Here is a 23,252-nt window from a genome sequence, read left to right as displayed (position 1 = left end):
GACCGCGCAGCAGTCGAGGGAGTTCTGAGCGACTGAACTCCCCCGCAGCGCCCCCGAAAACTATGCCAATACTTTCATCAAGAATTAGTATAAGTACCGGACGATCGCTTAAAAAAAGGAGCGGGGGGAGGTCGAAAATTACTCCCCCGCTCCTTTTTCTGCCTAGAGTTTCATGCGCTATTTCAGCTGCAGATACTTTTCGGGAACGACCTCGTCGGTCATGTTGAGATAGCCCTTGCCGAAAATATAAGTATCCTGATAGACAAGGATGTTGTTCTTCAGCTCGAGCCCGGTGTTGGCGTCCATATAGACGGTACCGTTCCACTTTGCGCCCGGCGTGGCGCCGTTATAGGCGGCAAGGAGATCTTCGCGCTTGAAGTTGCGGCGGAAATTCTTGGGCGTCACATCCTTTTCGATGCAGGACTTGGCATATTCGCCAAGAGCAAGGGTCGTCGTAAACCCGTAGGAGTACGCCCACGTGCCCATGCGTCCGGCGCCGCCCTTGGCGACAACGGCGTCTTCAACTCTCTTCAGGATCGCGGGGAAATCGCCCGCCACGTCGGAAAGCTCGACGCCCAGAGCGCCGGGATAACCCATCAGCGGCGAAGGAAGATCGGCTTCGATGAAGAAACCCTTGCTCTCGGCGATCCTCTTCAGCAGAGGCTCGGTTTCGGCGTCGTTGGTGCAGAAGAACGCGGTATTGGGGCCGTACTTGTCAAGCCACTGCGGAACGTGCTCGAGGATGAACTGCTGCGCGCCGGCCACGCCGACGTCGCTGGTGGGATCGGGAGCGCTCTCGAAGTGATATTTCATGCCCAAATCGTTGCACGTGGCTTCCATGATCTTGGCGCGACGAGACATGAGCTCATAGCTCATGTGACGGGGGAAGGAGATATGGACGAAATCGGTGCAGCCCAGCTTGTGAGCGGCGAGGATGATCAGATAGCCGCGGGCGATGCTGTCGGAGTGAATGATAAGATCCCCGGAAGGGGCGATGACGCCGGGATCCTCGTGGTTCTCGCCGGCAAACAGCAGGATGTCGGGCCGGGCTTCGCGGATACGGCGGAACGCCTCGGTCGTGCCCGGGATAGCCTGGTTGACGATGACGGCCTTCATCAGCGGATCGTCGGCGAACGAAGCGATCTGGGAGATCGTCGTTTCCTGCTCGGTCATGAAGTTGTCGGGGTAGGTGATGTGCTTGATCATGCCGCCGTTGGCGACGTCGCCGTAACGTTTGATCAGCTCTTCCGCGCCGCGAAGATCGTCCTCGGACTGAGAAACCGTGCCCGTGCAGACGCCGATGTGAAACTTCGCCGGCTCCGCCGCCATGGCGGACACGGCCCCCGCAAACAACGCCGCGGTCAGCAGACCAACAACAAACTTTTTCATTACTTATCCCCTCCACATACATAAATTTTAGCAAGAAGAAATTTGTCTTTTCTTACTTGCATAGGAAAAGTTTACACGAGGAAGGAAATACCGTCAATCACGAGTCAGTTGTAAAAAAACGAAAACTAAACGTTGAATTTACTGCTAAAAATTTATGACGGTGTAACATGGTCGGATATGCGCATCGCATCTCTCCCAGAGATAAAAGCTTACGTCGACTTATCCAAGACTTTTTGTCAAATATTAAGATAATAAATACACAGCTCTATTAAAAATAACAGCCATTTCAAATTTAATGCAATGAAAACAAAAGAAAGATTCCGCCGTGTCCCATACGCGGCAAGAACGCCGGACGCCCGCTCAAGGCCCTATTTTTTGCAAAAAAGAGCGAAGAAGCACGCTTCTCCGCCCCTCAAACATCGGCAAATATTTACTTCATGTCGAGATATTTTTCGGGAATGACCTCGCCGGTCATGTTGAGGTAGCCCTTGCCAAAGATATAGGTATCCTGATAGACGAGGATGTTGTTCTTCAGCTCGAGGCCCGTGCTCGCATCCTTGTAGATCGTCCCGTTCCAGCTTGCGCCGGGAGTTTCCGCGTCGAAAGTTTTCAGAAGAGCGTCCATCTTGAAGTTGCGGCGGAAGTTTTTCGGCGTGACGTCCTTTTCGATGCAGCTCTTGGCGTACTCGCCCAGCGCCAAAGTGTTGGTGAATCCGTAAGAGTAAGCCCAGGTGCCCATGCGTCCGGAACCGCCCGCCTTGATCACGGCGTCCTCGACTCGCTTGAGGATCGCGGGGAAATCGCCCGCCACGTCGGAAAGTTCAACGCCCAGCGCGCCGGGGTAGCCCATCAGCGGCGAAGGCATGTCCGCTTCGATGAAATAGCCGCCTTTCCCCTCGGCGATCCTCTTCAGCAGGGGTTCGGTATGCGCGTCGTTGGTGCAGAAAAAAGCCGCCATCGGGCCGTACTTCTCGATCCAATGCGGAACTTTCTCGAGGATGAACTGCTGCGCGCCGGCCACGCCGACGTCGCTGGTGGGATCGGGAGCCGTTTCGAAATGGTATTTCATGCCCAAGTCGTTGCAGGCGGCCTCCATGATCTTGGCGCGACGGGAGAGAAGCTCATAGCTCATGTGGCGGGGGAAGGAGATATGGACGAAATCGGTGCAGCCCAGCTTGTGGGCGGCGAGGATGATCAGATAGCCGCGGGCGAGATCTCCGGCGTGAGTGACAAGGTCGGACGTGGGAGAGATAACGCCGGGATCCTCGTGGTTCTGCCCGGCAAACAGCAGGATGTCGGGGCGCGTCTCGCGAATACGGCGGAACGCCTCGGTCGTGCCCGGGATGGCCTGGTTGACGATAACGGCCTTCATCAGCGGATCGTCGGCGAACGAAGCGATCTGGGAGATCGTCGTTTCCTGCTCGGTCATGAAGTTGTCGGGGTAGGTGATGTGCTTGATCATGCCGCCGTTGGCGACGTCGCCGTAACGTTTGATCAGCTCTTCCGCGCCGCGAAGATCGTCCTCGGTCTGAGAAACCGTGCCCGTGCAGACGCCGATGTGGAACTTCGCCGACTCCGCCGCCATGGCGGACACGGCCCCCGCAAACAACGCCGCAGCCAGCAGAGACGTAACGAACTTTTTCATTGTTATCTCCTCCGATACATAAATTTTAGCAAAAAAAAATCAATTTCACTTGCCGTTTAGACCTTACACAAATATTTCGGCATCGTCAATGACACTTTTATTGCAAACAAAACATGAACAAACATTAATTTACTATCCAGAAGCGCCGTCCTCGCGGGCACCGCACCGTCTGGACGGGCATAAACGCAGAAGGGCGCTCAGTTTTCACTGAGCGCCCTTCTTTAGAAAAACTCATGCAAAATCCATGCACGCTGTTTCCGAAACCATGAAGAATTAGTTGACCTGGTCTTTGAGGCCTTTGCCGGCGCGGAAAACGGGCACCTTCTTGGCGGGAATCTGGATCGTCTTCTTGGGATCCTGGGGATTGCGCCCCACGCGGGCGGCACGCTTGCGGACTTCGAATGTGCCGAAACCAACCAGCTGAACCCTGTCTCCCTTGGCAAGGGCCTTCTCGATCGTAGCGAAAGTAGCCGAAATCGCTTCGCCCGCCGCCTTCTTGCTCATTCCAGCATTTGCGGCAACTTCGTTGATCAGATCGTTCTTTGTCATTTTTCTCTGCCTCCTTAAATTATCAATACGAAAAGCCTGCATGAAAAGGACGCCTCATAATGAGACGCCCTTATTCTAAACGCAATGTCACTGAAAGGTCAAGCCTTTTCGTTGCTTCCATGGCTGGAACGCCAAAAAAGACGCAGCGGAACGCCGGCAAAATCTCCCGCTTCGCGGATTTTTCTTGACAGATGGTTCTCAAAGCTCTTCGTCACGATCGAAGTGTCGTTGACGAAGAAGATGAACGTCGGCGGTACTGCGGCGCTCTGCGTGCAGTAATAGATCCGCAGCCGGCGTCCCGTGCCGTCCGTCGGCAGACGGTCAAAAGCCAGCATGTCGCGGATAATGCGGTTCAATACCGTCGTGCTGAATCTGGATTGGCGGCGCTTGTGCACCCGGCTGACCAGATCGAGCAGCCGGTGCAGACGGCGCCCGGAAACGGCCGACGTAAAAAGCACCGGCGCATGGCTGACGAAGCGGAACTCCTCGCGGAGTTTCCCGTTCACTTCGTCGCCGGTCTCCGGCGTGTTCGACAGCAAGTCCCATTTGTTGACCACGAGGACGACGCCCTTGCCGCGGGCGAGGATCTCCCCCACCAGACGCTGATCCTGCTCCGTCGCCAGTTCCCGCGCGTCCATCACGAAGACGGCCACGTCGCACTGGTCGACCGCGTCCATGGCCCGCACCGTCGAATAAAACTCGATGTCGTCCTTGACCCGGCTTTTGCGGCGCAGACCGGCCGTATCGACAATGCGGAAGCGTTCTCCCTTATACTCGAGCACGGCGTCGATCGAATCGCGGGTCGTTCCCGGGATGTCGCTGACCAGCGACCGCCGGCTGCCCGTCAGCGCGTTGAGGATGCTCGACTTGCCCACGTTGGGACGGCCGACGAGCGCCACGTTGATGACGCCTTCTTCCGCTCCCTGCGCGTCTCCTTTATCGCCCAGCATCTGCACGATCTGGTCCAAAAGCTCGTCAACGCCGCGGTCATGAAGCGCGCTGACCCCGACGACTTTTTCGAAGCCAAGCGAATAGGCTTCGACGACGTCGTCCTCGTGACTGAAGTCGTCTATTTTATTGACCGCGAGAATGACCATCGAAGAATGAGAACGAAGCACCTGCGCCACGTCTTTGTCCATCCAGGTGACGCCCTGACTGCCGTCGATCATGAAGATCACGACGTCGCTCTCTTCGATGGCCTGGAATATCTGATCTTTCATGCTCTCCATGATCGGGTCTTTGTCTTTCAGCAGCAGACCGCCGGTATCGACCACGTAAAAACTTTTATCCTGCCATTGCACGCAGCCATACAAACGGTCGCGCGTAACGCCCGGCATATCGTCGACGATAGCCCGGCGTTCGCCGATGATCCTGTTGAACAGCGATGACTTCCCTACGTTGGGACGTCCGACGATCGACACTATTGCCATTGCATAACTCCTTCATGCGAGCGGATTTTCCGTCAGTCCGAGCAAACTTCGACGCTGGGGAAACCTCGGCGGGAACTCCGGATGGTGAAATATTTTTCAAGATAACGCCGCAACGGCGCCATGCGCGCGGTAAAAACGGTCAGCGCCGCGCCGGCCGCATCGGACTGCATGGTCGTAAAACCGGCTTCGTCAAGTCCGAAGACAAAGTCGTCCTTCTCTTTCCAGCCTTTCGGCAGCTCCATTCTGACCATGTGCGAATAGGGGGGAAAAGAGAAGGCGCTTCTTTCCGCCAATTCCTCCCGCCAGAAATAGCTCCAGCCGGCCTGAAGAGATTTGAGAACCGCCTGTCCGGGGCGGCGCGTCTGAAACAGGACTGTGCGCGTCCCCTGTCCCCGCCACAGGGATTCCTCGAACATGGAAAACGCGGAAAAGCGCGACGCATATTCGGGCTGACGAGCTTCGGCGTCCGCGTCCAGCCAGCCGATCAAAACGGGATGCAGCTCGTCAAGCAGGCTCAGCGCTCGCCGCGAGCCGAGCAAAAGCCCGCCTTTTTGCTTCAGTTCGGCAAGCCGGCGGCGCCCGTCGGTCAGGTTCGCAGGATTCTCGGCGTGCCACAGGCACACGGGACTGGAGCCCAAAAGATTCTGCGCCATCGGCCGAAGCGCTTCCAGACCGGGAGAGGTGCCCTGGAACATCCGCCCGCCGCACTGCGGACAGACTTCGGGAACGCCCGCCCTGGCGCCGCAGAGAGGACAGCGCATCTCGTCCCGCTCAAAAACCATGGCGGCGCCGCAACGCGGGCACTGCACCGTTTGGCCGCAATCGGCGCACTGCAGTTCGCCGCTCACGCCGCGCCGGTCCAGAAGCCAAAAAACGACGCGCTTGTCGGCCGCATGCCGCAGCGTTTCCGTCACAAGCACGTCGGAAAGAGGCAACGGAAACTGCACTCCCCTGAACGGAAGAAGCGAAGCGCCGTGGAGGTCAAGGATGCGCGCGACAGCCCGCACCGGCGTTTTCCGCTCGGCCGGGCGGAAGTTTTTGAACACCCGCGACGACGGGATCCGCCCCCCCACGACAAGACAGCCGCCGGAGGCGCGGGCGCGGGCCGCGGCAAAGCTCTTCAGCGAGAACGGCGGACGTTTTTTGCTGCGCCAGGATGGATTCGCTTCTTCGTCGACGACGAACAGTTCCGGCGCGGCAAGCGGCGCAGCTGCCGCTCCCGGACCGCCGACGATCACGGCGTCGTCGCGGGACAGGGCCCGGCGCCAGCTCTTCGTCGCCGCCTGAGCGCCCGACGCCGGCCACAGGATCAGGCGGTCCTTTGGGATCGCGCCGACCAGACTTTTGTAAAATCTTTGCGCCTGCTCTCGTTCCGGAAAGAGCGCCAGCACGCCGCGACGGCAGGCGAGGATCTTTTCGCGATAGAGCCGCCAGCGCTCTTCAGCGTCGTAACGATAACAGAATTCAAATGAGAACGGGATTTTTTCGCTCTCTCCGTACGGCACGAAGGGCTCTCCCCGCCAAAACGACGCCGGCATCAGCAGCCGCAGGATTTCCGACGGCGAACACAAAAAGGCCCGGGCAATTTCACGTACGGCCTGCAGATAAGGACGGTTCAGCACCGGCTGCGCGTCGAAGACCCGCAGAACGTTTTTCAGCGGGATCGACGCCGCGGACTGCGTCCTTCCCGCCGCAAGGCCGACACGGACGCCTTGTCCCATGGGAACGAGCACTCGCGCGCCGGGCGGCACGTCGCGGTCTGTTTGATACGTCAGTTCATGCCACCATGGCCCGGGGATCAAAACCTGCAGTTGAAGCATGCTCCGAGCCCGAGACCGCTTTTATTTCCGACGGCCGTCGGCAGCTTCGGAACTTTTTTTCTCCGCGGCGCGCTCCAGATTCTTCTGTTCTTCTTCGAACGCCGCTTCCGACTCCAACTCGTTCTCGATGGCGTCGGGGATCGTTTCGGTCTGCAGCTGTACGCTGACGTTTCCATCTTCCATGTCGCACAGCGCCAAAGAGATCGCCTTTTCGCCGGGATGTTTCTCAAGGATCCCGTTGACACCCTTCACTTCGCTGATCTGACGCGCCCTCTGCGCGATGACCGCCGTGAGAAGATACTTGTTGTGCACGTTCACGTTGTCCATAATTTTATCCAGATTATGAAAATTCATTTTACCTCTCCTTAAAGAGCCTGACGGCGCTGCTCCACGAAACGGCACACGCGCTCCACCGCTTCGTCCAGGGAATCGTTGACCACCACGAAATCGTAGCGGTCCCGCTGTTTCATTTCTTCGACGGCGTTCCGAAGGCGAAGCCGCAGCTCGGCTTCGCCTTCGGTATGCCGCCCTCTGAGACGTTCTTCAAGGACTTCGATGGACGGCGGCACAACGAAAAGAGTCACGGCTTCGGGCATTTTTTTCTTGACCTGAAGCGCTCCCTGCACATCGATCTCCAGAAACATGTCCTTGCCTTCGTTCAAGACTTTTTCCACATCGCTTTTCAGAGTTCCGTAGCGGTGACGATGCACGTCGGCCCATTCCAGGAAGTCTCCCGCCGCGATATGCGCCGCAAAGTCGTCCGGCGTGATGAAACGATAGTCTACGCCGTCCCGTTCTCCCTCGCGCGGAGCACGGGTGGTACAGGAAACGGAATAGCTCAATCCGTCAAGCGCCTCGAAAACTCTGGCACGGATCGTGCCTTTTCCGGCGCCGCTGGGTCCGGAAAGGACAAACAGCGTGCCCTTTCTATTCTTCGTCATCGGCGCTGTCCCCTTCTGAAATACGGTTGACGATGGTTTCCGGCTGGATGGCCGAAAGCAGGACGTGGTTGCTGTCCGTCACGATGATCGCTCTTGTTTTGCGCCCTTTCGTGGCGTCGATCAGACGTCCGGCCGCGCGCGCCTCTTCCTTGAGCCTTTTGACGGGAGAAGAGGCGGGTTGTATGATCGCCACGATCCGTTCGGCCACGATCATATTGCCGAAGCCGACATGCACAAGCGTTCGCGCCATGGCCTACTCCACGTTCTGGATCTGCTCGCGGATGCGTTCGAGCAGCGCTTTGCCGTCCACCACAAGCCAGCGGAGCTCGGTGCTGGCCGACTTGGAGCCCATCGTGTTGATTTCCCGGTTCATCTCCTGCACCAGAAAATCCAGCTTGCGTCCCACCGGGCCGCCGCTTTTCAAAAGCGTGCGGAACTGGGACGTATGGCTGGACGAACGGGTCAATTCTTCGGAGATGTCCCACTTATCCGCCAGGATCACGAGTTCCTGGGCAAGACGCGCGGGATCCGCCTCATAGCCGAGCTGCGCGATCGTTTTCGTGATCTTGGCGCGATAGTCGTCGAAAAACTGCGGCGAGATGCTCTGCCACCGCGCGGCGATTTTTTCCAGAAGGCTGTCGTACTCTTCGAGATTCTGCATGATATCGCGCTCAAGCGCTTCGCCTTCGACCCCGCGCATTTTTATCAGGCCGTCCGCACACTGATCCAGCAGTTCGAACAACGCCGACTGGACTTCGCCGGAGGTTTTGTCCATCAGGGAAGAGGACTCGGTGACGCCGGGCAGACAGAACAGACTTGTCACCGCAGGCACCGGTCCGCCAAGCTCGCCCTGCAGTTCCTGAATCTCCCGGTAATAGTCCCGCAGGACGTCGCCGTTCAGGCGTTCGCGCATCAGCGCCGGCGCCCATCTGATCTCCGCGCGCGCCACGACTTTGCCGCGCGCCAGACGGCCGCGCAGGGCGTTTTGGATCAGCGGTTCAAAACTCGAGAGTTCCCGGTCGGCACGCACGGCGATTTCCAGATAACGGGAATTGACGCTGAAAAGTTCCACGGCAAGGGTTCCCCATGGAAAGTCTTGCCTGACGCGATGAAAACCTGTCATGCTGTAAAGCATTGTTTTTCTCCTTTCCTCAGCTGCGGCGCACGGCAAGCCAATCGAAGACTCCCCACAGGCTTTCGACGCCTTCGCCCGTCAGCGCGCTTAAGGCGCAGACCGGCAGTCCGTCATCCCTCAGCTGCGCTTTGATCCGTTCGACCCGAAAAAGTCCCGAACGATCGATCTTGTTCAGCACCACGGCCCTTGGGAGCGCGGCCGCGCCGATCTCGTCAAGAGTCTGCTGGATCACGTCGTACGTCGCCGTCACATCGGGATCGTTGGCGTCAAGCACCACAAGAAGCATATCCGCCTGGCAGGCTTCTTCCAAGGTCGTTCGGAAGGCGGCGATCAGTTCCGGCGGAAGCTCGCGGATGAATCCCACGGTATCGGCCATGAGGATGTTCCTCCCCGACGGCAGACGAACCGAACGGACCGTCGTATCCAGCGTCGCGAAGAGCTGATCGGCGGCGTAAAGTTTCTTGTCGCCGCTGAGACGTTTCAGCAGCGTGGTTTTGCCGCTGTTCGTGTAACCTACCAGAGCCACCGTGGGGATGCCGCTGCGGCGGCGCTGCTTCCGCTGTCCCTGGCGGCGCTTTTTCATCTCCTCCAGTTTGCGGGAAGCTTCGACGATGCGGGCCTGCAGCTTGCGGCGATGCCGTTCGAACTCGGTTTCGCCGGGGCCGCGCGTGCCGATTCCGGCTCCGGCGTTCGACATCTGCTTTCCCAATCCGCGGATGTGAGGCATCTCGTAACGGCACCGCGCCAGATCCACCTGGAGTTTGGCCTCGGCGGTCGAGGCGCGGCGTTCGAAGATCTTCATGATGACCAGCGCCCGGTCCCACACCTCGCAGTCGGTTTTCCGCCGCATGTTGCTCAGCTGGATCGGCGTCAACAGGTCGTTGCAGACGATCAGATCGGCTTCCGAGGCCTGGGTCAGGATTTTCAGCTCGTCCACCTTGCCGGCTCCCAGCAAAAAAGCGGGATCGGGGCGATCCCTTTTCTGCGTCGCCACGGCCACGACTTCTACGTCGAGGTTCGCCAGCAACAGGCGCAATTCTTCCAGAAGCAATTCCAGATCGTCGCGCAGCGGCAGTTCCAGGCCGGTGATCACCGCGCGGCGGCGCCCCTCCACGCGATTTTTAAAATCCGGGGGCAGCGACGTCAGCCAATGCTCTCCTTTTCCATACGTTCCAGTTCGTTCTGAAGAGTGACTCGTATCCGTTCACGCTCCTCTTTCAGCGAGCCCCGCTGTTCCTTGGGGAGTGGCATGATGGGTTTGCCAAAATGCGCTGTGATGGGATTTCGCTTGATTTTGGAGGAACCTACGGGCATGGCCTCATACGTCCCTTCGATATACAGCGGGATCACGGGGGCGTCCACGCTGGTCGCCAGCACGGCAACGCCTCCCTCAAGGGGTTTGAGGCGTCCGTCGAACGAGCGCGCGCCTTCGGGAAAAATCATCAGGCTTTCGCCGTTTTTCAGCAGGGAAAGAAATTTTTTCAACGCCAGCGCGGCGGCTTTCTCCGTGGTCCGGCTGACGGAGATCACGCCGAGATTGTTCATGAGCCAGGTGAAAAACGGGTTGATCTGAAAAAGTTCCTCCTTGCCGAGCGGGCGGAGCCGTCCCGGGAACACGCACCCCACCACGACAGGATCGAGATTGCTGACGTGATTTGCGGCGACGATCACGGGACGGTCAGCGGGAACAAGCTCTCTCCCGGTCACCTTCAAGCCGTTGTGGATTTTCAAAACGGCGAAGCACAGGTGCCTGGCAAGCCAGTACAGGAATGCCCTAAACATGGCACACCGCCCGTGCGATATCGGCGATCGCGTCCGCGACCTGTTCGGCGTTCATCGCGGACGAGTCAAGCAGCACGGCGCCGGGCGCCTGTTTCAGCGGCGCGATGCTTCGCTTGACGTCGGCTTCGTCCCGCTGGAGGATTTCATCGAGCAGCTTCCGATACTCGACCTTCACGCCGCGGGCCGCCAGCTCGTCGTGACGGCGCTGCGCGCGCACTTCAGCCTGAGCCGTCAAAAACACCTTGACCGGCGCATACGGAAAAACCACGGTGCCCATATCGCGTCCGTCGGCCACCAGACCGCCTTTCAGAGCCTGATCGCGCTGGAGCATCAGCAGTTTTTCGCGCACCGAGGGCAACGCCGAATAAAGCGAGGCGATCCTGTCGACCGCCGGCGTGCGGATCAGCGAAGATACGTCCGTGCCGTTGAGAAAAACGGAGGAAGCGCGGATCTCCACCGTTACGTCGAAAAGGGCTTTTCTAAGTTCCGGGCTCTCCTGCGCAGGGATCGCAAGGCTGTCGAGGTAATAAGCCAGCGCCCGATAGAGCGCTCCCGTGTCAAGATAACTGATGCCCAGTTTCGAGGCTACAAGCTTGGCTACCGTGCTTTTGCCGGCGCCCGCGGGGCCGTCGATGGCGATAACTCCCGTCCAGTTCACTGTCGCTTCCTCCTTAAACATCCGCTCTATACGATGCCGCCGTGCCGGATCATGCGGCGCAGCTGATCTGCGCTGTACTCACGGGCACAGCCGCTTTTCAAATGTCGCAGTTCCATACGGCCGATCCTGCGGCGGAACAGCACCTGCACTTTCAGCCCGGCGCTCTCGGCGATGAGACGGATCTCGCGCTTGACGCCTTCGTTCAGGACGAAGCGCAGCCACCGCCCTTCCGGCTCCCGTCGTAAAAAATCGACGCCGACGGGATGAAGCCTTTTCCCCGCGAAAATCGTTCCTTCCCGAAGCCGCCGCATTTCCCGTTCGTTCGGCACGCGGTCGAGCAGGACCTCGTATTCTTTCGTGATCCCCGCGCGGGGGTGGATCATCTCCTGCGAGAAATCCCCGTCGTTCGTCAGCATCAAAAGCCCCTCGCTCTGCAGATCCAGGCGCCCTACCGGGAACAGGCGGTAATAGTCGTATTCGCGCGGCAGCAGATCGAGGATCACGGGATAACTGCGGTCGCTCACCGCGCAGATATATCCGCGCGGCTTATGGAGGACCATGTAGATTTTTCTCTCCGGACGGACCTCCACGTCGTCGACCGTGACGATCTCTCCGTCGGGAACGTCGTAGCCCGGCGCGGTGACCTGATAACCTCCGCAAACGACGCGGCCGGCGAAGATAAACTCTTCGACCTTGCGTCTCGAACCGACTCCGCAGAGGGCCAGATATTTATTCAGTCTCATCTTCGGCGGCCTCGATTCCCGTTTCCGGAACCGTTGCCAGTTCCGCGGAAGGATCTTCCGGTTCCGGACGGTGCCGCTTCAGCTCCTCGAGTTCGTCGATCGTCGGCAGATCGGAGATGGCACCCAGCCCGAAGATCTCCAGGAATTTCGTCGTCGTGCGGTACAGAAGAGGCGAACCGGTGCTTTTGCGCCGTCCGGCAATGCGCGCCAGTCCGTAGCCAAGCAGCGTGTCGATGACGCGATCGCAGCGCACGCCGCGGATCGCCTCGATCTCGGAACGGGTCACCGGCTGGCTGTAGGCAATCACCGCCAGCGTCTCGAGAGACGCCCGCGTCAGTCTGACGCGTTCGCTCTCGTCGGCGGCGTGAAATTTGTCCATGGTCTCGCTCAGATCGCTGGCGGTCGTCATGAACCACTTCCCGCCGAGTTCGACGATCTCCAGGCCGTGCGAAAGGGCGTAACTTTCGCTCAACCGAGCCAGCACCTTGCGGACCGAGGCCGCCGGCTGGCCCGTCGCCAGCGAAATTTCCGGCACGGAAGCGCCGTCGGCCGCGACGAAGAGGATCGCCTCGATCTGCCGGATCAGAAGATTTTCAGGCTCTTCTTGCCGTGATAAAGACATCGCCAAACAGCTCCTTCTGCACCAGCGTCACAAAGTTCCTCCGCGACAGTTCCAGCAGCGCCAGCAGCGTTACCACCAGCGCGCCGCGTCCCGGCTCTTCCTTCAGCAGGGAACGCAGGGACAACCCCTCCGAAAAAGCGGTCAGACGCTCGAGCACGCGTTCCATGCGGTTTTCCACCTGCACTTCGTCGGGGATCTGCGCCGGCACTCCGTCGTCGTCCCAGTCGTCTTCGTCGGGCAGTTCGAGACTCGCGCTCCGACGACGGTCGAGCAGTTCGAGCCACTGCAGAGAGAGCGAATAAAGATCGCCGAGATCGAAAAACGGATCGAGCGCTTCCCCTTTGCGGAAACGGCGCCGGTCGGCTTTTTCCTTCAGATCGATCAGCCGCGAGACCGCCTCGCGGTAAGGACGATAACGCTCCAACAGGCTTTCGACATTTTCGGCATCGTCCAATACGGTTACTTCACCGTCGTCTTCATGGACTTCATATCGGGGCAGCAAAGACGAAGCCTTCTGCCGCACCAAATGCGCCGCCTGCGCTATGAATTCGGCCACCGAAGCGATCGGCAGCCCGCCGCTTCGGGCCAGATAGGCGCCGTATATGGAGATGACCTCGGCGACGCTGATCCGCGCAGCCTCGATCTGGCCCTGATCAATCATATGGCAGAGCAGATCGAGCGGGCCGGAGAACCCCTCGATTTCAAGCTGAAACATGGCGTTCGACGCTGCACCAGCGTTCCCGGCGGCGCTTGCCCCCGATCAGATCGAGGAAATAAACCGGCAGGCCCGTCTTCTGCGCCAAAGCTTTCGAAAAATACGACAGCGGCGGATTCTCCATCTCGCCATGGTCGCAAAGCATCACGCTCAGACCGGCGTCGACGGCTTCCAGGCACTCATGATAACGAAGGTCGGCCGTCGCATAAAGCACGGAACCGGTCCGCCCCAGATTCTTCCAAAGCTCGCCGCCCGAGCCGCCGCACAAAGCGACGCGATCCACCGCCGAGCCGCCGTCATAGAGGCGATAGCCGGAGAGATCCCATTTCCGCGCAATTTCGCAGGCAATCTCCCCGGCCGGGGCGGAGCGGACGGAACCGACCGCTCCCATGCCAAAACCGCGCTCCGTCGCCGGAGGCTCGAGCGGCCTTGCGTCTCCAAGTCCGGCCAGCTGCGCCAGTTTCTCGTTCACGCCGCCGCGGGCGCTGTCGAAATTCGTATGGCAGGCGATGAGACAGACGCCGCTTTGAAACGCCGCCTCGACGGTCTTCGGGTCGCAGCGATCGCAGATCATATCTTCCTGCGGCGCGAACAGCAGCGGATGATGAGTGATTAAAAGCTCGCAGCCACGCCGCGCCGCCTCTCTAACGGCCTCTGCGGAAGGATCCAGCGCCACGGCGATCCTGGCGACAAGCGCGTCGTATCTGCCGAGTCGCAGGCCGCAACGATCCCAGCTTTCCGCAAGTTCGAAAGGAGCGAGATCATCGATCAGCGGGATCAGTTCCCGCACTTTCAACGCGCTCATTCACACCACTCTCTTCAGCAAGACTTCAAGGCGCCGGAGCACACTCCGCCGCCAGAGAACACACAGAATCAATTTCAGTCCCTTTTTAAGAACAATTTCCATGATTATACCACGACGCATGAAGAACAAATTTTTCATACTCGTTCCCGCGAAAAAGGCGAAGGTTCGTTCCTCTTTTTAAGTTAAGCTTTTAAGCCCCGAAGACACGCCGGACACGGATAAGGTCTTCCCCATCAAGGAGAAGACCTTATCCGTGTCCGCTATTTCAAGAAAAACGATCATGCTTTGTAATCAATTCCGGCAATTTTATCAAGCTTATAGAGACTGTGCACCGCATCGATGTAACGGACCGTTCCGCTTTTGGCGCGCATCACGAGGGAACTCGTGTAGATCCGTTCGCCCTCGTAACGGACGCCCTTCAAAAAGTCGCCGTCCGTGATGCCGGTGGCGGCAAAGAACACGTCGTCGCTGCGAACCAGGTCGTCGATCGTCAGTACTTTATTGAAGTCCATTCCGGCATCGAGCGCCTTCTGACGCTCTTCGTCGCTGCGCGCCCAAAGTTTGCCCTGCATGTTGCCGCCCATGGCCTTGATGGCGCAGGCCGTGATGACGGCCTCGGGGGTGCCGCCGATACCCATGAGCATGTCGGCGCCGCGCTCCAATTTACAGGTCAGCAGCGCGCCGGCGATATCGCCGTCGGTGATGAGCTTGATGCGGGCGCCGGCCGCGCGGATCTCTCCAATGAGTTTTTCATGGCGGGGACGGTCCAGCACGACCACCGTGATATCGCCCGTGGCCTTTTTGCGGGCTTCCGCGACGCGGCGGATATTTTCCGCCACCGGAGCTTCGATGTCGATGACGTCTTTCGCTTCAGGGCCAACGACCAGTTTGTTCATGTAAAAAACCGTCTTAGGATTGAACATCGTGCCGCGCGGCGCGCCGGCGACGACGCTGATCGCGCCGCTGATGCCGAGGGCCGTCAAACGCGTTCCGTCGATGGGATCCACCGCGATGTCCACTTCGGCGTTCTTGCCGGTGCCAAGGTGTTCGCCGTTGAACAGCATCGGCGCTTCGTCTTTTTCTCCTTCTCCGATCACCACGATGCCGTCCATGTCCACGGTGTTGAGCATGTAACGCATCGCGTTGACGGCGGCGCCGTCGGCGGCGTTTTTGTCGCCGCGTCCCATCAGGCGCCCGGCCGACATGGCGGCGGCCTCCGTGCCGCGGCAAAACTCAAGCGCTAAATTTCGATCGGGCAGACGCGTGGTGCCAAACAGACTTTTCACTACGGACCCCTCCCTCAAAGGATATCGTTGGATCTACTCAAAACGAGCAAAAATCTCGTCGACAAAACGGAAGTAATAATCGTTCGTAAAAAGCTGCGCCAATTCCGTTCGGTCGATTTTCCCCTTGATCAGTTCGTCGCCAGCCAGCAGGTCGAGGAAATGACCTTCGCCGTTCCATGTCTTCATGGCGTTGCGCTGCACGGCCAGATACGCGTCTTCGCGGCGCATGCGGTACTTTTCCACCAGCTGAAGAAGAACTCTTTGACTGTACACCAGCCCGCCGGTCAGCTCGAGGTTCTCCTGCAGGCGCTGCGGCGAAACGTCAAGACCGCGGACGACGCGCCCAAGCGTTTTCAGCATGTAGTGGGCCAGATGAAAAGCGTCGGGCCAGATGAGCCGTTCGGTGCTGGAGTGGCTGATGTCGCGTTCGTGCCAGAGGGCAACGTTTTCCTGCGCCACGATCGTGAAGGAGCGCAGCATGCGCGCCATACCGCAGATTTTCTCGCACTGGATGGGATTGCGCTTGTGAGGCATCGCCGACGAACCTTTTTGTTTCTTGCCGAACGGCTCGAGCGCCTCGCGCACTTCCGTGCGCTGCAGGTGGCGGATCTCGGTGGCGATCCGTTCCATCGCGGCGCCGAGGCTGGCCAGAGCGAACATGACGACGGCGTGCCGGTCTCTCTGAATGATCTGCGTCGAAACGAGATCCGGTTTCAGCCCCAGTTCGGCGCAGACGGCAGCTTCGATATGAGGCGGGCAATGGGCGTAGGTGCCGACGGCGCCGGAAATCTTTCCGCAGGAGATTTCCTCTTTGGCACTTTCCAGACGTTTGCGGTCCCGCAGCAGTTCCGAATACCAGTTCAGTATCTTCAGGCCGAACGTGATCGGCTCGGCGTGAACGCCGTGGCTGCGCCCGACGGAAGGCGTGTATTTATACTTTTCCGCCTGTTCGAGCACGTCCTTCATGAAAACGTCGAGCTCGCGCATCACGACGTCCAGCGACTGCCGCAGGCGAAGGGCGCTCGCCGTGTCCTCCACGTCGCTGCTGGTCAGGCCGAGATGGATGTAACGGCCTTCCGGCCCCACATGGTCGGCCATGTTCGTGTCAAAGGCGATCATGTCGTGCTGAACTTCGGCCTCGATCTTCAGGATCTCGTCGGCGTCGAAACCGCTGCGCTCGTCGATTTTCTTCATCGCTTCGGCCGGGATGACGCCGTCTTTCGCCCAGGCGTGGCAAACGGCCAGTTCGACGACTTCCCAGCTGCGATACTGATTCTCGAGAGACCAGATCTCTTTCATTTCTTTCGTCTCATACCGTGGGATCATGCTATACGAGCCTCCAATGAGTTAATTTTCCGGAGTCGCTTCTCCGAAAAGGGCTTCCACAAATTCTTCAGCGTCGAAGAGTTTCAGGTCTTCCGGCGCTTCGCCAAGACCGATGTAACGAATGGGCAAACGCAGTTTGTCGGCGATCGAGAGGACGATCCCGCCTTTGGCCGTGTTGTCGTACTTGGCGAGGACGACGCCGGTCAGCCGTGCGGCCTCGTTGAAGACTTCCGCCTGCCGGAAAGCGTTCTGGCCGATGACCGAGTCGAGCACAAGAATGCTTTCCACGTGCTCTTTTCCGACTTCACGTTCGATCACCCGATAGATTTTTCCCAGTTCTTCCATGAGGTTGTGCTTGGACTGGAGTCTTCCCGCGGTATCCACGATCAAAACATCTGCCTTGGACGACCGCGCCGCCGTGATCGCGTCGAACACGACCGCGGCCGAATCGCTGCCCTGCTTCTGCGCGATCACGCGGATCCCGCTTTTTTCGCCCCAGACCTGCAGCTGCTCTATCGCTGCGGCCCGAAAGGTGTCCGCGGCGGCGACAATGACTTTCTTGCCCGATTCTTTATAAAGCCACGCCAATTTTCCCGTCGTGGTCGTTTTTCCGCTGCCGTTCACCCCGACCATCAAGATCACCGAGAGGCCGTTTTCGCCGCTTTGCAGCGGCGCGCCCATGCGCGGGATCCCGTCGAGGCGTTTTATCAGTTCGCTTTTGAAATGTCGGAGCAGCTCTCTTCCCTCACAGCGGCATCGTGCATGATACGCTCGCATTTCGTCAAGGAGCGTTTCCGTCGTCTCCAGCCCCACATCACCCGCGATCAGCACATCTTCGAGATCCATCCAAAAGTCTTCGTCGATCGCGCCGCCGAAGAGCCGCATGATGTTGGCGCTCCAGCGACAGCGAACGCCGCCGAGTTTCTCTTTCAACTTGCCGAAAAAGGACATGGGCTAGCTTTTTTCCTCCTCAGAATCTGCCCGCGAAGGTGGCTCGGAGACAGATCTTTTCCTGTTGCCCGGGCGATGGGCCCCGTGAGTCGAGGAACGGCGCGCCCACGCTCCTGAGCGGCGCGCCTCTGCCGGCACTCCGCCCCCCATGCTTCCCGCGGTCTGGGGCTGCTGTCCGTCAGTTCTCCGCTCATCTCTGCGCTTCTGATCTTTAGAACCGGACGATCTTGAGGGAGGTTTTGCCTTGCCCCCTCGGAGAATATTTTTCTGTCCCGCTTTCTTCTGCTCCCAAACTGGCTCCTCTTTGCTCCTGGGATCTGTCTTGCCCTCTGTCGCAAAAACGCGGGTGTTCTTCCTGCGATGCCGGCGGCGCCCTTCTTCTGTATATTCCGCAGTGCCTTTCCCATTGCCCGCCGTTACGTCGGAAACGTTTACAACCGTCACCCGCGTTTCGTCGCGATCGTCTGATATTTTTTTTGTTCCGCTGTACTGAGGACAACTCTCACATCCCGAACAGCCGCGCTCCTCACCGACGATCGGAGCGCCTCCCTCAAACGCCATCAGCGCTTGCCCTCTCTCGTCAAGGCCGTGCTCTTCGTTGCTCCACGGTTTGCCGGCGAGCAGCGTTTCCTTGAACTGTTGATACATCGTCACGGGGATGCTGACGTTTCCTTCAGGACCATGAATGCTGCAGGTCCGCGTCGCCAGATCGACGCCCGTCAAGATCCACGTTCCCTGTTCCGTCCTGATCTTGGCTCCGTGAGACGGCAGACTCTTCCACAATTCATGATACGTGTTCTGTTCAAAGCTCATGCAGCACATAAGCCGTCCGCACAGCCCGGAGATCTTGGTCGGATTGAGAGCCAGATTCTGCTCCTTGACCATTTTGATGCCGATCGGCATAAAACGATGAAGCCAGTAGCTGCAGCAGCAGACACGGCCGCAGGCACCGATGCCCTTGACGACCTTGGATTCGTCTCTGACGCCGATCTGCCGCAGCTCGATGCGCGTACGGAATTCGCGGGCCAGATCCCGAACGTAAGCGCGAAAATCGACGCGCTGCTCGGAAGTGAAATACAGGAACAGTTTTTTGCGGTCGTTCATGTATTCCACGTCGACCAGTTTCATGTCAAGATCATGACGGCTCAATACCTGTCTGGCGGAGACAAGGACGCGCTCTTCTTCGTCGCGGTTGTTCTTTTCTTTCTCCAGATCTTCCGTCTCGGCCCTATGCAGGAAGGTCACGTTCTGGAGCCCGGAATCGCTGCCCGACTGTCCCTCCTGACGATTGTCTATGGCCCGGTAAAGGGCTTCCTGGCGTTCCGTGATCTCCCCGGCGACGACGGCGATCTCCGTCCCCCGAGAACTTTCTACGAGCAGCTGCTCGCCTTTTTCAAAACGAATGCTGTTTTCGGCAACGATCAGCCCCAGGTAACGCGGTTTGCCGAAAATCGTCAAATACATGCTCAAAGGGATACTCCTCTCTCAAAAGAAGAAACAAAAGGTCTGTCCACATCGCTGCGGACAAGTGGGTGGCGAGCGCCGTCTCGGCAAGCTGACGCAACGCCCCGGCACGCGTCAACTCTCCGTTTTTGCAGAGCCACGACGCATAGCCATGCGCCATGGCGTACCATTTCTGTCCGTCGTTTTTCTCGTTTTCTTTCAGCCAGCGCAGCCATTCGGACTGGGAAGCCGGAGGCGTCAGAGGTGCGATTTTTTCTTCCACGGAGAATGATAACATCCACAGACGACTTCGCAAAGTAGAAAGGATGGTGCCGCGATCCATCATATACAGAAGATGTCCCTTGGACGGCGGTTCTTCGGTAATCTTGAGCAGACTGTTCACGGCTCCCGGGCTCATCTTTTCGGGAGCGTAAAACACCAGAAGCCGCACCGGCGCGACGACAGGCGAAAGCGACAGGTCGGCGCTTTTCGCGCGGCATTCGTCGACGGGCGCGGGCACATCTGGTTCTCCGGCCACCAACAGGTCGGGATGTTCCATGTCAACCCAGGCCCGGCACGATGGGCACTGGCCGCAGGCGGAACCCGATTCGCACAGGATGCGGCGAGCCAGCGAAAGCATGACCTCCCGCTGCCAGGGCAGACGGATCTCAATGCCGATCGAACCGGGGATCGATCCCCGAGCGATAAATTTCAGCAAATCACGCCAATGAACGTCGTTCTGCCAAAAGATTTCGCTCTGACTCATCTGACGCAACGCCTTTTCAATTCGGAGAAAATCGTCTCCTCAATCTCGTCCTCGTCCGCCCGGGCGTCGACTCTGAAAAATCTCGAGCCGTTCCTTTCGGCCAATTCCTTGAATCCGCAGGCGACGGTCTGATGGAATTTCAAGTCTTCGCCTTCGATCCTATCGCTTCCGCCGCGGCCGGCCATCCTCTTCCTCGCTTCTTCCACCGGGAGATCAAGCCAGACCGTCAGGTCGGGCTCAGGAATCCCGCACCACTTTATCAGGCTCTCCAGAATGTCTTCTTTCAGTCCGCGCCCCCAGCACTGATAGGCCCGGGTGGAGTCGTTATAGCGGTCACAGACGACCCATTTCCCTTGATCCAGAGCGGGTTGAATGACCTGCGCGACGTGTTCGCACCGGTCGGCCACAAAAAGCATGATCTCGGTCATCGGGTGCCGGAGCCGCCCGTTCAGCAGAAGAGCGCGCAGAATATCCCCGTGGGGCCAGTCTCCCGGTTCATGCGTCTCCGTCACTTTTTTGCCCTCGCGCCTCAAACGCACCGCGAGGCGCCTGGCCTGTGTCGACTTGCCGGAGCCGTCGATCCCTTCTATCGTGATAAACATTTATGCCTCACTCCACCAGAATGAAATTTTTACTGGAATACGTGCGCTTCTAAAGTTATACTATAAGCTGCGAATATTTTACACGAATCAATCCATTGGGAGGCGATCCACGGTGAACCAGCTCGTCAGAGAACTCGAAAAGAAATACCGCGAAAGCTGCATGACGTTTTACCGCCATCTCCACGCTCATCCGGAGCTCAGTTACCACGAAGAGAAAACCGCGGCTTTCGTGTACGACATTTTGAAGAGCCTGCCGCTGGACGAAATTCGTCCGAACGTCGGCGGTCACGGCGTCGTCGCGCTTTTAAAGGGCGCACGGCCGGGGCCGTGCATCGCGCTCCGCGCCGACATGGACGCGCTGAGCATCCAAGAGAATACGAACTGTCCCTTCGCCTCGCAAACTCCCGGCGTGATGCACGCCTGCGGACACGACGCCCACACGGCGATCCTGTTGGGGACCGTCCACGTGCTCTGCGAGATGAAATCGCAGATCGCCGGTTCGCTGAAGTTCGTCTTCCAGCCCTCGGAGGAGATGACGCCGACAGGCGGCGCGCCGGGGATGATCCGCGACGGCGTTCTTGAAAATCCCGATGTCGACGCGATCATCGGCCTTCACGTCTGGCCGACGCTGGCGACGGGGACGATCGGCTTGCAGGCCGGCGCGGTGTCCGCCTCTTCCGATCATCTTCGCGCCACGATCCATGGCGTCGCCAGTCACGGGTCGATGCCCGACCTGGGCGTTGACGCCATCGTGGCGGCCTCGGCCGTCGTCATGGCGCTTCAGCCTATTATTTCACGAAACCTGTGTCCCCGCAATACCGCGGTCATCACCATCGGCACCATCAAAGGCGGCGACCGCTACAATATCGTCCCCGACCGCGTCGACCTCGACGGCACGGTGCGCAGCTTCGACGAGGCGGATCACAAAAAGCTGCCGCAGTGGATCGAGCGGGCGATCTCCAACACGGCCGCCGCGTACGGCTGCACGGCCGAGATCGATTATCAGAGGGGATTCCCGGCGACGATGAACCACGAACGGCTCGTGAGCATCGGCCGGGAAGTGATCCGCGACGTGCTGGGAGAAAAGGGCGTGCTGCCCGATCTTCCCGTGCCGCCGACGGGCGAGGATTTTTCGTTTTATACGCTGAAAGTTCCGGCCGCTTTCGCCTGGCTCGGCTGCCGCCCTGACGGCGTCAAGCCCGAAGACATGCCGGCGCTCCACAACGACCGTTTCCTTCCCGACCCCGCCTGTTTCCCCTATGGAATTCAGTACCTCGCTTCAATGGCGCTGAAACTTCTCGACTCCGACCTGAAAGGACTCAAAAAATGACGTGCACGCTAACCGAAAACGATCGCATTCAGAAAATGATCGAACGCCGCCGCGATTTTCACCGCTATCCCGAGACCGGCTGGACGGAGTTCCGCACCACGGCCAAAGTCGCCGAAATCATGGATCGGCTCGGCTATACCTTGAGATTCGGAGGGGACTTCATGAGACCGGAAACGATCATGGGACGGGTGATCGACGTCGAAGCGCAGATGCGGCGCGCCGTCGATCAGGGGGCCGACCCCGCATGGGTGAAAAAAACGGGCGGCATCACCGGCCTCTGCGCCGAGCTAGACACGGGACGCGACGGCCCCGTCGTCGCCATGCGCTTCGACATCGATTGCGTGGATACCGACGAAGCCGCGGACGAAGGGCACCTTCCCGCCAGGGAAGGTTTCCGCTCCGTCAACAAGGGCTGGATGCACGCCTGCGGTCACGACGGGCACACCGCGATCGGCCTGGCGGTGGCCGAATACGTCTCCGAACACAAAGACTCCCTCAAAGGCAAGATCCGTTTTCTCTTTCAGCCGGCGGAAGAGGGCGTGCGCGGCGGCTACGCGATGACGCAGGCCGGCCTGCTGGACGACGCGGACTGGTTCATCGCGCTCCACCTCGGCCTCGGCGTGCCGACAGGAACGGTCTACGGCGGCACCTATGGTTTCCTCTGCACTACGAAAATCGACGTCGATTTCACCGGCAAGGGGGCCCACGCCGGCGGCGAACCCAATCAGGGGAAAAACGCGCTGCTGGCGGCCGCCTCGGCCGCGCTGAACCTCCACGCCATCGCCCCGCATCGCGACGGGCCGACGCGCATCAACGTCGGCGTGCTTCAGGCCGGCGAAGGGCGCAACGTCGTGCCTCCCAAGGCGTCCATGAAGATCGAGACGCGAGGCGCGACCGACGACATTCTCAAATATGTGTACGAGCGCGCTGTTCAAGTCATTCAGGGGGCCGCCGCCATGTACGACTGCACGGCGGAGATCTTCAAACGCGGCGAGGCGAACACCGCCGACAGCGATCGGGAGATCGTCGATGTCATCTGCGACGCGGCCCGCGAGGTCAAGGGCGTCACGAAAGTATTCCCCAAACAGCTGATGTCGGGAAGCGACGACGCCTGCTGGATGATGAAGCGCGTGCAGGATCGCGGCGGCAAAGCCACGTACGTCGGTTTGGGGGCGACCATCGCTGCGGGACACCACAACGACCATTTCGACTTCGACGAGGCCTGCCTGCCCATCGGCTGCGACGTCCTCTGCGGCGCTATCAGGCGTCTCTCCGGAAAATAAAGAAACGACAGAAAGCGGGGAATCTGCTTCG

Annotated in this window: 24 protein-coding genes; 2 read left to right on the top strand and 22 right to left on the bottom strand. The window is 59.2% G+C overall.

Translation table 11 applies throughout. The annotated features are described in order from the left end of the window. Positions 1 to 177: 177 nt before the first annotated feature. The 22 genes from B0D78_RS06405 to tmk all read right to left on the bottom strand — a co-directional run bounded on the left by B0D78_RS06405 (position 178) and on the right by tmk (position 20,608). Complete coding sequence (locus B0D78_RS06405; RefSeq protein ID WP_078016154.1) at positions 178 to 1,389, bottom strand: DUF3798 domain-containing protein; 1,212 nt, start codon at positions 1,387 to 1,389, stop codon at positions 178 to 180. A gap of 430 nt (positions 1,390 to 1,819) precedes the next feature. After that, positions 1,820 to 3,034, bottom strand: a complete 1,215-nt coding sequence (locus B0D78_RS06400) for a DUF3798 domain-containing protein (RefSeq protein WP_078016153.1) — start codon at positions 3,032 to 3,034, stop codon at positions 1,820 to 1,822. 273 nt (positions 3,035 to 3,307) lie between these two features. Beyond that, entirely contained in the window at positions 3,308 to 3,625 is a 318-nt protein-coding gene (locus B0D78_RS06395) for an HU family DNA-binding protein (protein WP_256385758.1), read from the bottom strand. A 56-nt stretch (positions 3,626 to 3,681) separates the two neighbouring features. Then, positions 3,682 to 5,013 (bottom strand): ribosome biogenesis GTPase Der, encoded by a 1,332-nt coding sequence (der, locus tag B0D78_RS06390; protein WP_078016151.1) that lies wholly within the window; start codon positions 5,011 to 5,013, stop codon positions 3,682 to 3,684. A gap of 32 nt (positions 5,014 to 5,045) precedes the next feature. Beyond that, positions 5,046 to 6,833 (bottom strand): primosomal protein N' family DNA-binding protein, encoded by a 1,788-nt coding sequence (locus tag B0D78_RS06385; RefSeq protein WP_078016150.1) that lies wholly within the window; start codon positions 6,831 to 6,833, stop codon positions 5,046 to 5,048. 21 nt (positions 6,834 to 6,854) lie between these two features. After that, on the bottom strand, positions 6,855 to 7,187 hold the full coding sequence (locus B0D78_RS06380; RefSeq protein ID WP_078016149.1) for a DNA-directed RNA polymerase subunit omega: 333 nt from the start codon (positions 7,185 to 7,187) through the stop codon (positions 6,855 to 6,857). An 11-nt stretch (positions 7,188 to 7,198) separates the two neighbouring features. Continuing rightward, a complete protein-coding gene (gene gmk / locus B0D78_RS06375; RefSeq protein WP_078016148.1) occupies positions 7,199 to 7,774 on the bottom strand; it encodes a guanylate kinase in 576 nt (191 codons plus the stop codon). Continuing rightward, a complete protein-coding gene (locus tag B0D78_RS06370) occupies positions 7,761 to 8,024 on the bottom strand; it encodes a DUF370 domain-containing protein (protein WP_009163576.1) in 264 nt (87 codons plus the stop codon). The genes gmk and B0D78_RS06370 overlap by 14 nt, the downstream gene beginning before the upstream one ends. 3 nt (positions 8,025 to 8,027) lie before the next feature. After that, positions 8,028 to 8,897 carry a YicC/YloC family endoribonuclease gene (locus tag B0D78_RS06365; protein WP_240496129.1) on the bottom strand — a complete coding sequence of 290 codons (870 nt, stop codon included), beginning with the start codon at positions 8,895 to 8,897 and terminating at the stop codon, positions 8,028 to 8,030. 28 nt (positions 8,898 to 8,925) lie between these two features. After that, positions 8,926 to 10,023, bottom strand: a complete 1,098-nt coding sequence (hflX, locus tag B0D78_RS06360) for a GTPase HflX (protein WP_233543434.1) — start codon at positions 10,021 to 10,023, stop codon at positions 8,926 to 8,928. Between the two features lie 29 nt (positions 10,024 to 10,052). Further along, complete coding sequence (locus B0D78_RS06355; protein WP_078016145.1) at positions 10,053 to 10,691, bottom strand: lysophospholipid acyltransferase family protein; 639 nt, start codon at positions 10,689 to 10,691, stop codon at positions 10,053 to 10,055. Beyond that, positions 10,684 to 11,349, bottom strand: a complete 666-nt coding sequence (gene cmk, locus B0D78_RS06350; protein ID WP_078016144.1) for a (d)CMP kinase — start codon at positions 11,347 to 11,349, stop codon at positions 10,684 to 10,686. Before cmk ends, B0D78_RS06355 begins: the two co-directional genes overlap by 8 nt. Positions 11,350 to 11,375: 26 nt before the next feature. Next, a complete protein-coding gene (locus tag B0D78_RS06345) occupies positions 11,376 to 12,092 on the bottom strand; it encodes a pseudouridine synthase (RefSeq protein ID WP_078016143.1) in 717 nt (238 codons plus the stop codon). Continuing rightward, positions 12,079 to 12,714 (bottom strand): SMC-Scp complex subunit ScpB, encoded by a 636-nt coding sequence (gene scpB, locus B0D78_RS06340; protein ID WP_078016142.1) that lies wholly within the window; start codon positions 12,712 to 12,714, stop codon positions 12,079 to 12,081. Before scpB ends, B0D78_RS06345 begins: the two co-directional genes overlap by 14 nt. Next, a complete protein-coding gene (locus B0D78_RS06335) occupies positions 12,686 to 13,429 on the bottom strand; it encodes a segregation and condensation protein A (protein ID WP_078016141.1) in 744 nt (247 codons plus the stop codon). Before B0D78_RS06335 ends, scpB begins: the two co-directional genes overlap by 29 nt. Further along, a complete protein-coding gene (locus tag B0D78_RS06330; RefSeq protein ID WP_078016140.1) occupies positions 13,416 to 14,234 on the bottom strand; it encodes a Nif3-like dinuclear metal center hexameric protein in 819 nt (272 codons plus the stop codon). Before B0D78_RS06330 ends, B0D78_RS06335 begins: the two co-directional genes overlap by 14 nt. Positions 14,235 to 14,512: 278 nt before the next feature. Beyond that, positions 14,513 to 15,520, bottom strand: coding sequence for a class II fructose-bisphosphatase (gene glpX / locus B0D78_RS06325; protein ID WP_078016139.1), 1,008 nt, complete (start codon positions 15,518 to 15,520; stop codon positions 14,513 to 14,515). A 33-nt stretch (positions 15,521 to 15,553) separates the two neighbouring features. Continuing rightward, a complete protein-coding gene (gene purB / locus B0D78_RS06320) occupies positions 15,554 to 16,846 on the bottom strand; it encodes an adenylosuccinate lyase (protein ID WP_078016138.1) in 1,293 nt (430 codons plus the stop codon). Between the two features lie 21 nt (positions 16,847 to 16,867). Beyond that, positions 16,868 to 17,797: a signal recognition particle-docking protein FtsY gene (gene ftsY, locus B0D78_RS06315; RefSeq protein ID WP_078016137.1), complete on the bottom strand. Its 930-nt coding sequence runs from the start codon at positions 17,795 to 17,797 to the stop codon at positions 16,868 to 16,870. A 3-nt stretch (positions 17,798 to 17,800) separates the two neighbouring features. Then, positions 17,801 to 19,261, bottom strand: a complete 1,461-nt coding sequence (locus B0D78_RS13515; RefSeq protein ID WP_078016136.1) for a PSP1 domain-containing protein — start codon at positions 19,259 to 19,261, stop codon at positions 17,801 to 17,803. Beyond that, on the bottom strand, positions 19,191 to 19,880 hold the full coding sequence (locus tag B0D78_RS06305) for a DNA polymerase III subunit delta' (protein WP_240496130.1): 690 nt from the start codon (positions 19,878 to 19,880) through the stop codon (positions 19,191 to 19,193). The genes B0D78_RS13515 and B0D78_RS06305 overlap by 71 nt, the downstream gene beginning before the upstream one ends. 122 nt (positions 19,881 to 20,002) lie before the next feature. Next, a complete protein-coding gene (gene tmk, locus B0D78_RS06300) occupies positions 20,003 to 20,608 on the bottom strand; it encodes a dTMP kinase (protein ID WP_078016134.1) in 606 nt (201 codons plus the stop codon). A 112-nt stretch (positions 20,609 to 20,720) separates the two neighbouring features. Between tmk and B0D78_RS06295 the strand changes: the two genes are divergently transcribed. Next, a complete protein-coding gene (locus B0D78_RS06295; protein ID WP_078016133.1) occupies positions 20,721 to 21,938 on the top strand; it encodes a M20 metallopeptidase family protein in 1,218 nt (405 codons plus the stop codon). Beyond that, positions 21,935 to 23,221: an amidohydrolase gene (locus tag B0D78_RS06290; protein WP_078016132.1), complete on the top strand. Its 1,287-nt coding sequence runs from the start codon at positions 21,935 to 21,937 to the stop codon at positions 23,219 to 23,221. Before B0D78_RS06295 ends, B0D78_RS06290 begins: the two co-directional genes overlap by 4 nt. Positions 23,222 to 23,252 lie beyond the last annotated feature (31 nt).

Origin of the sequence: Pyramidobacter sp. C12-8, from assembly GCF_002007215.1 — a bacterium.
GTDB lineage: Bacteria > Synergistota > Synergistia > Synergistales > Dethiosulfovibrionaceae > Pyramidobacter.
This window is presented reverse-complemented; position numbering and strand designations above follow the sequence as displayed.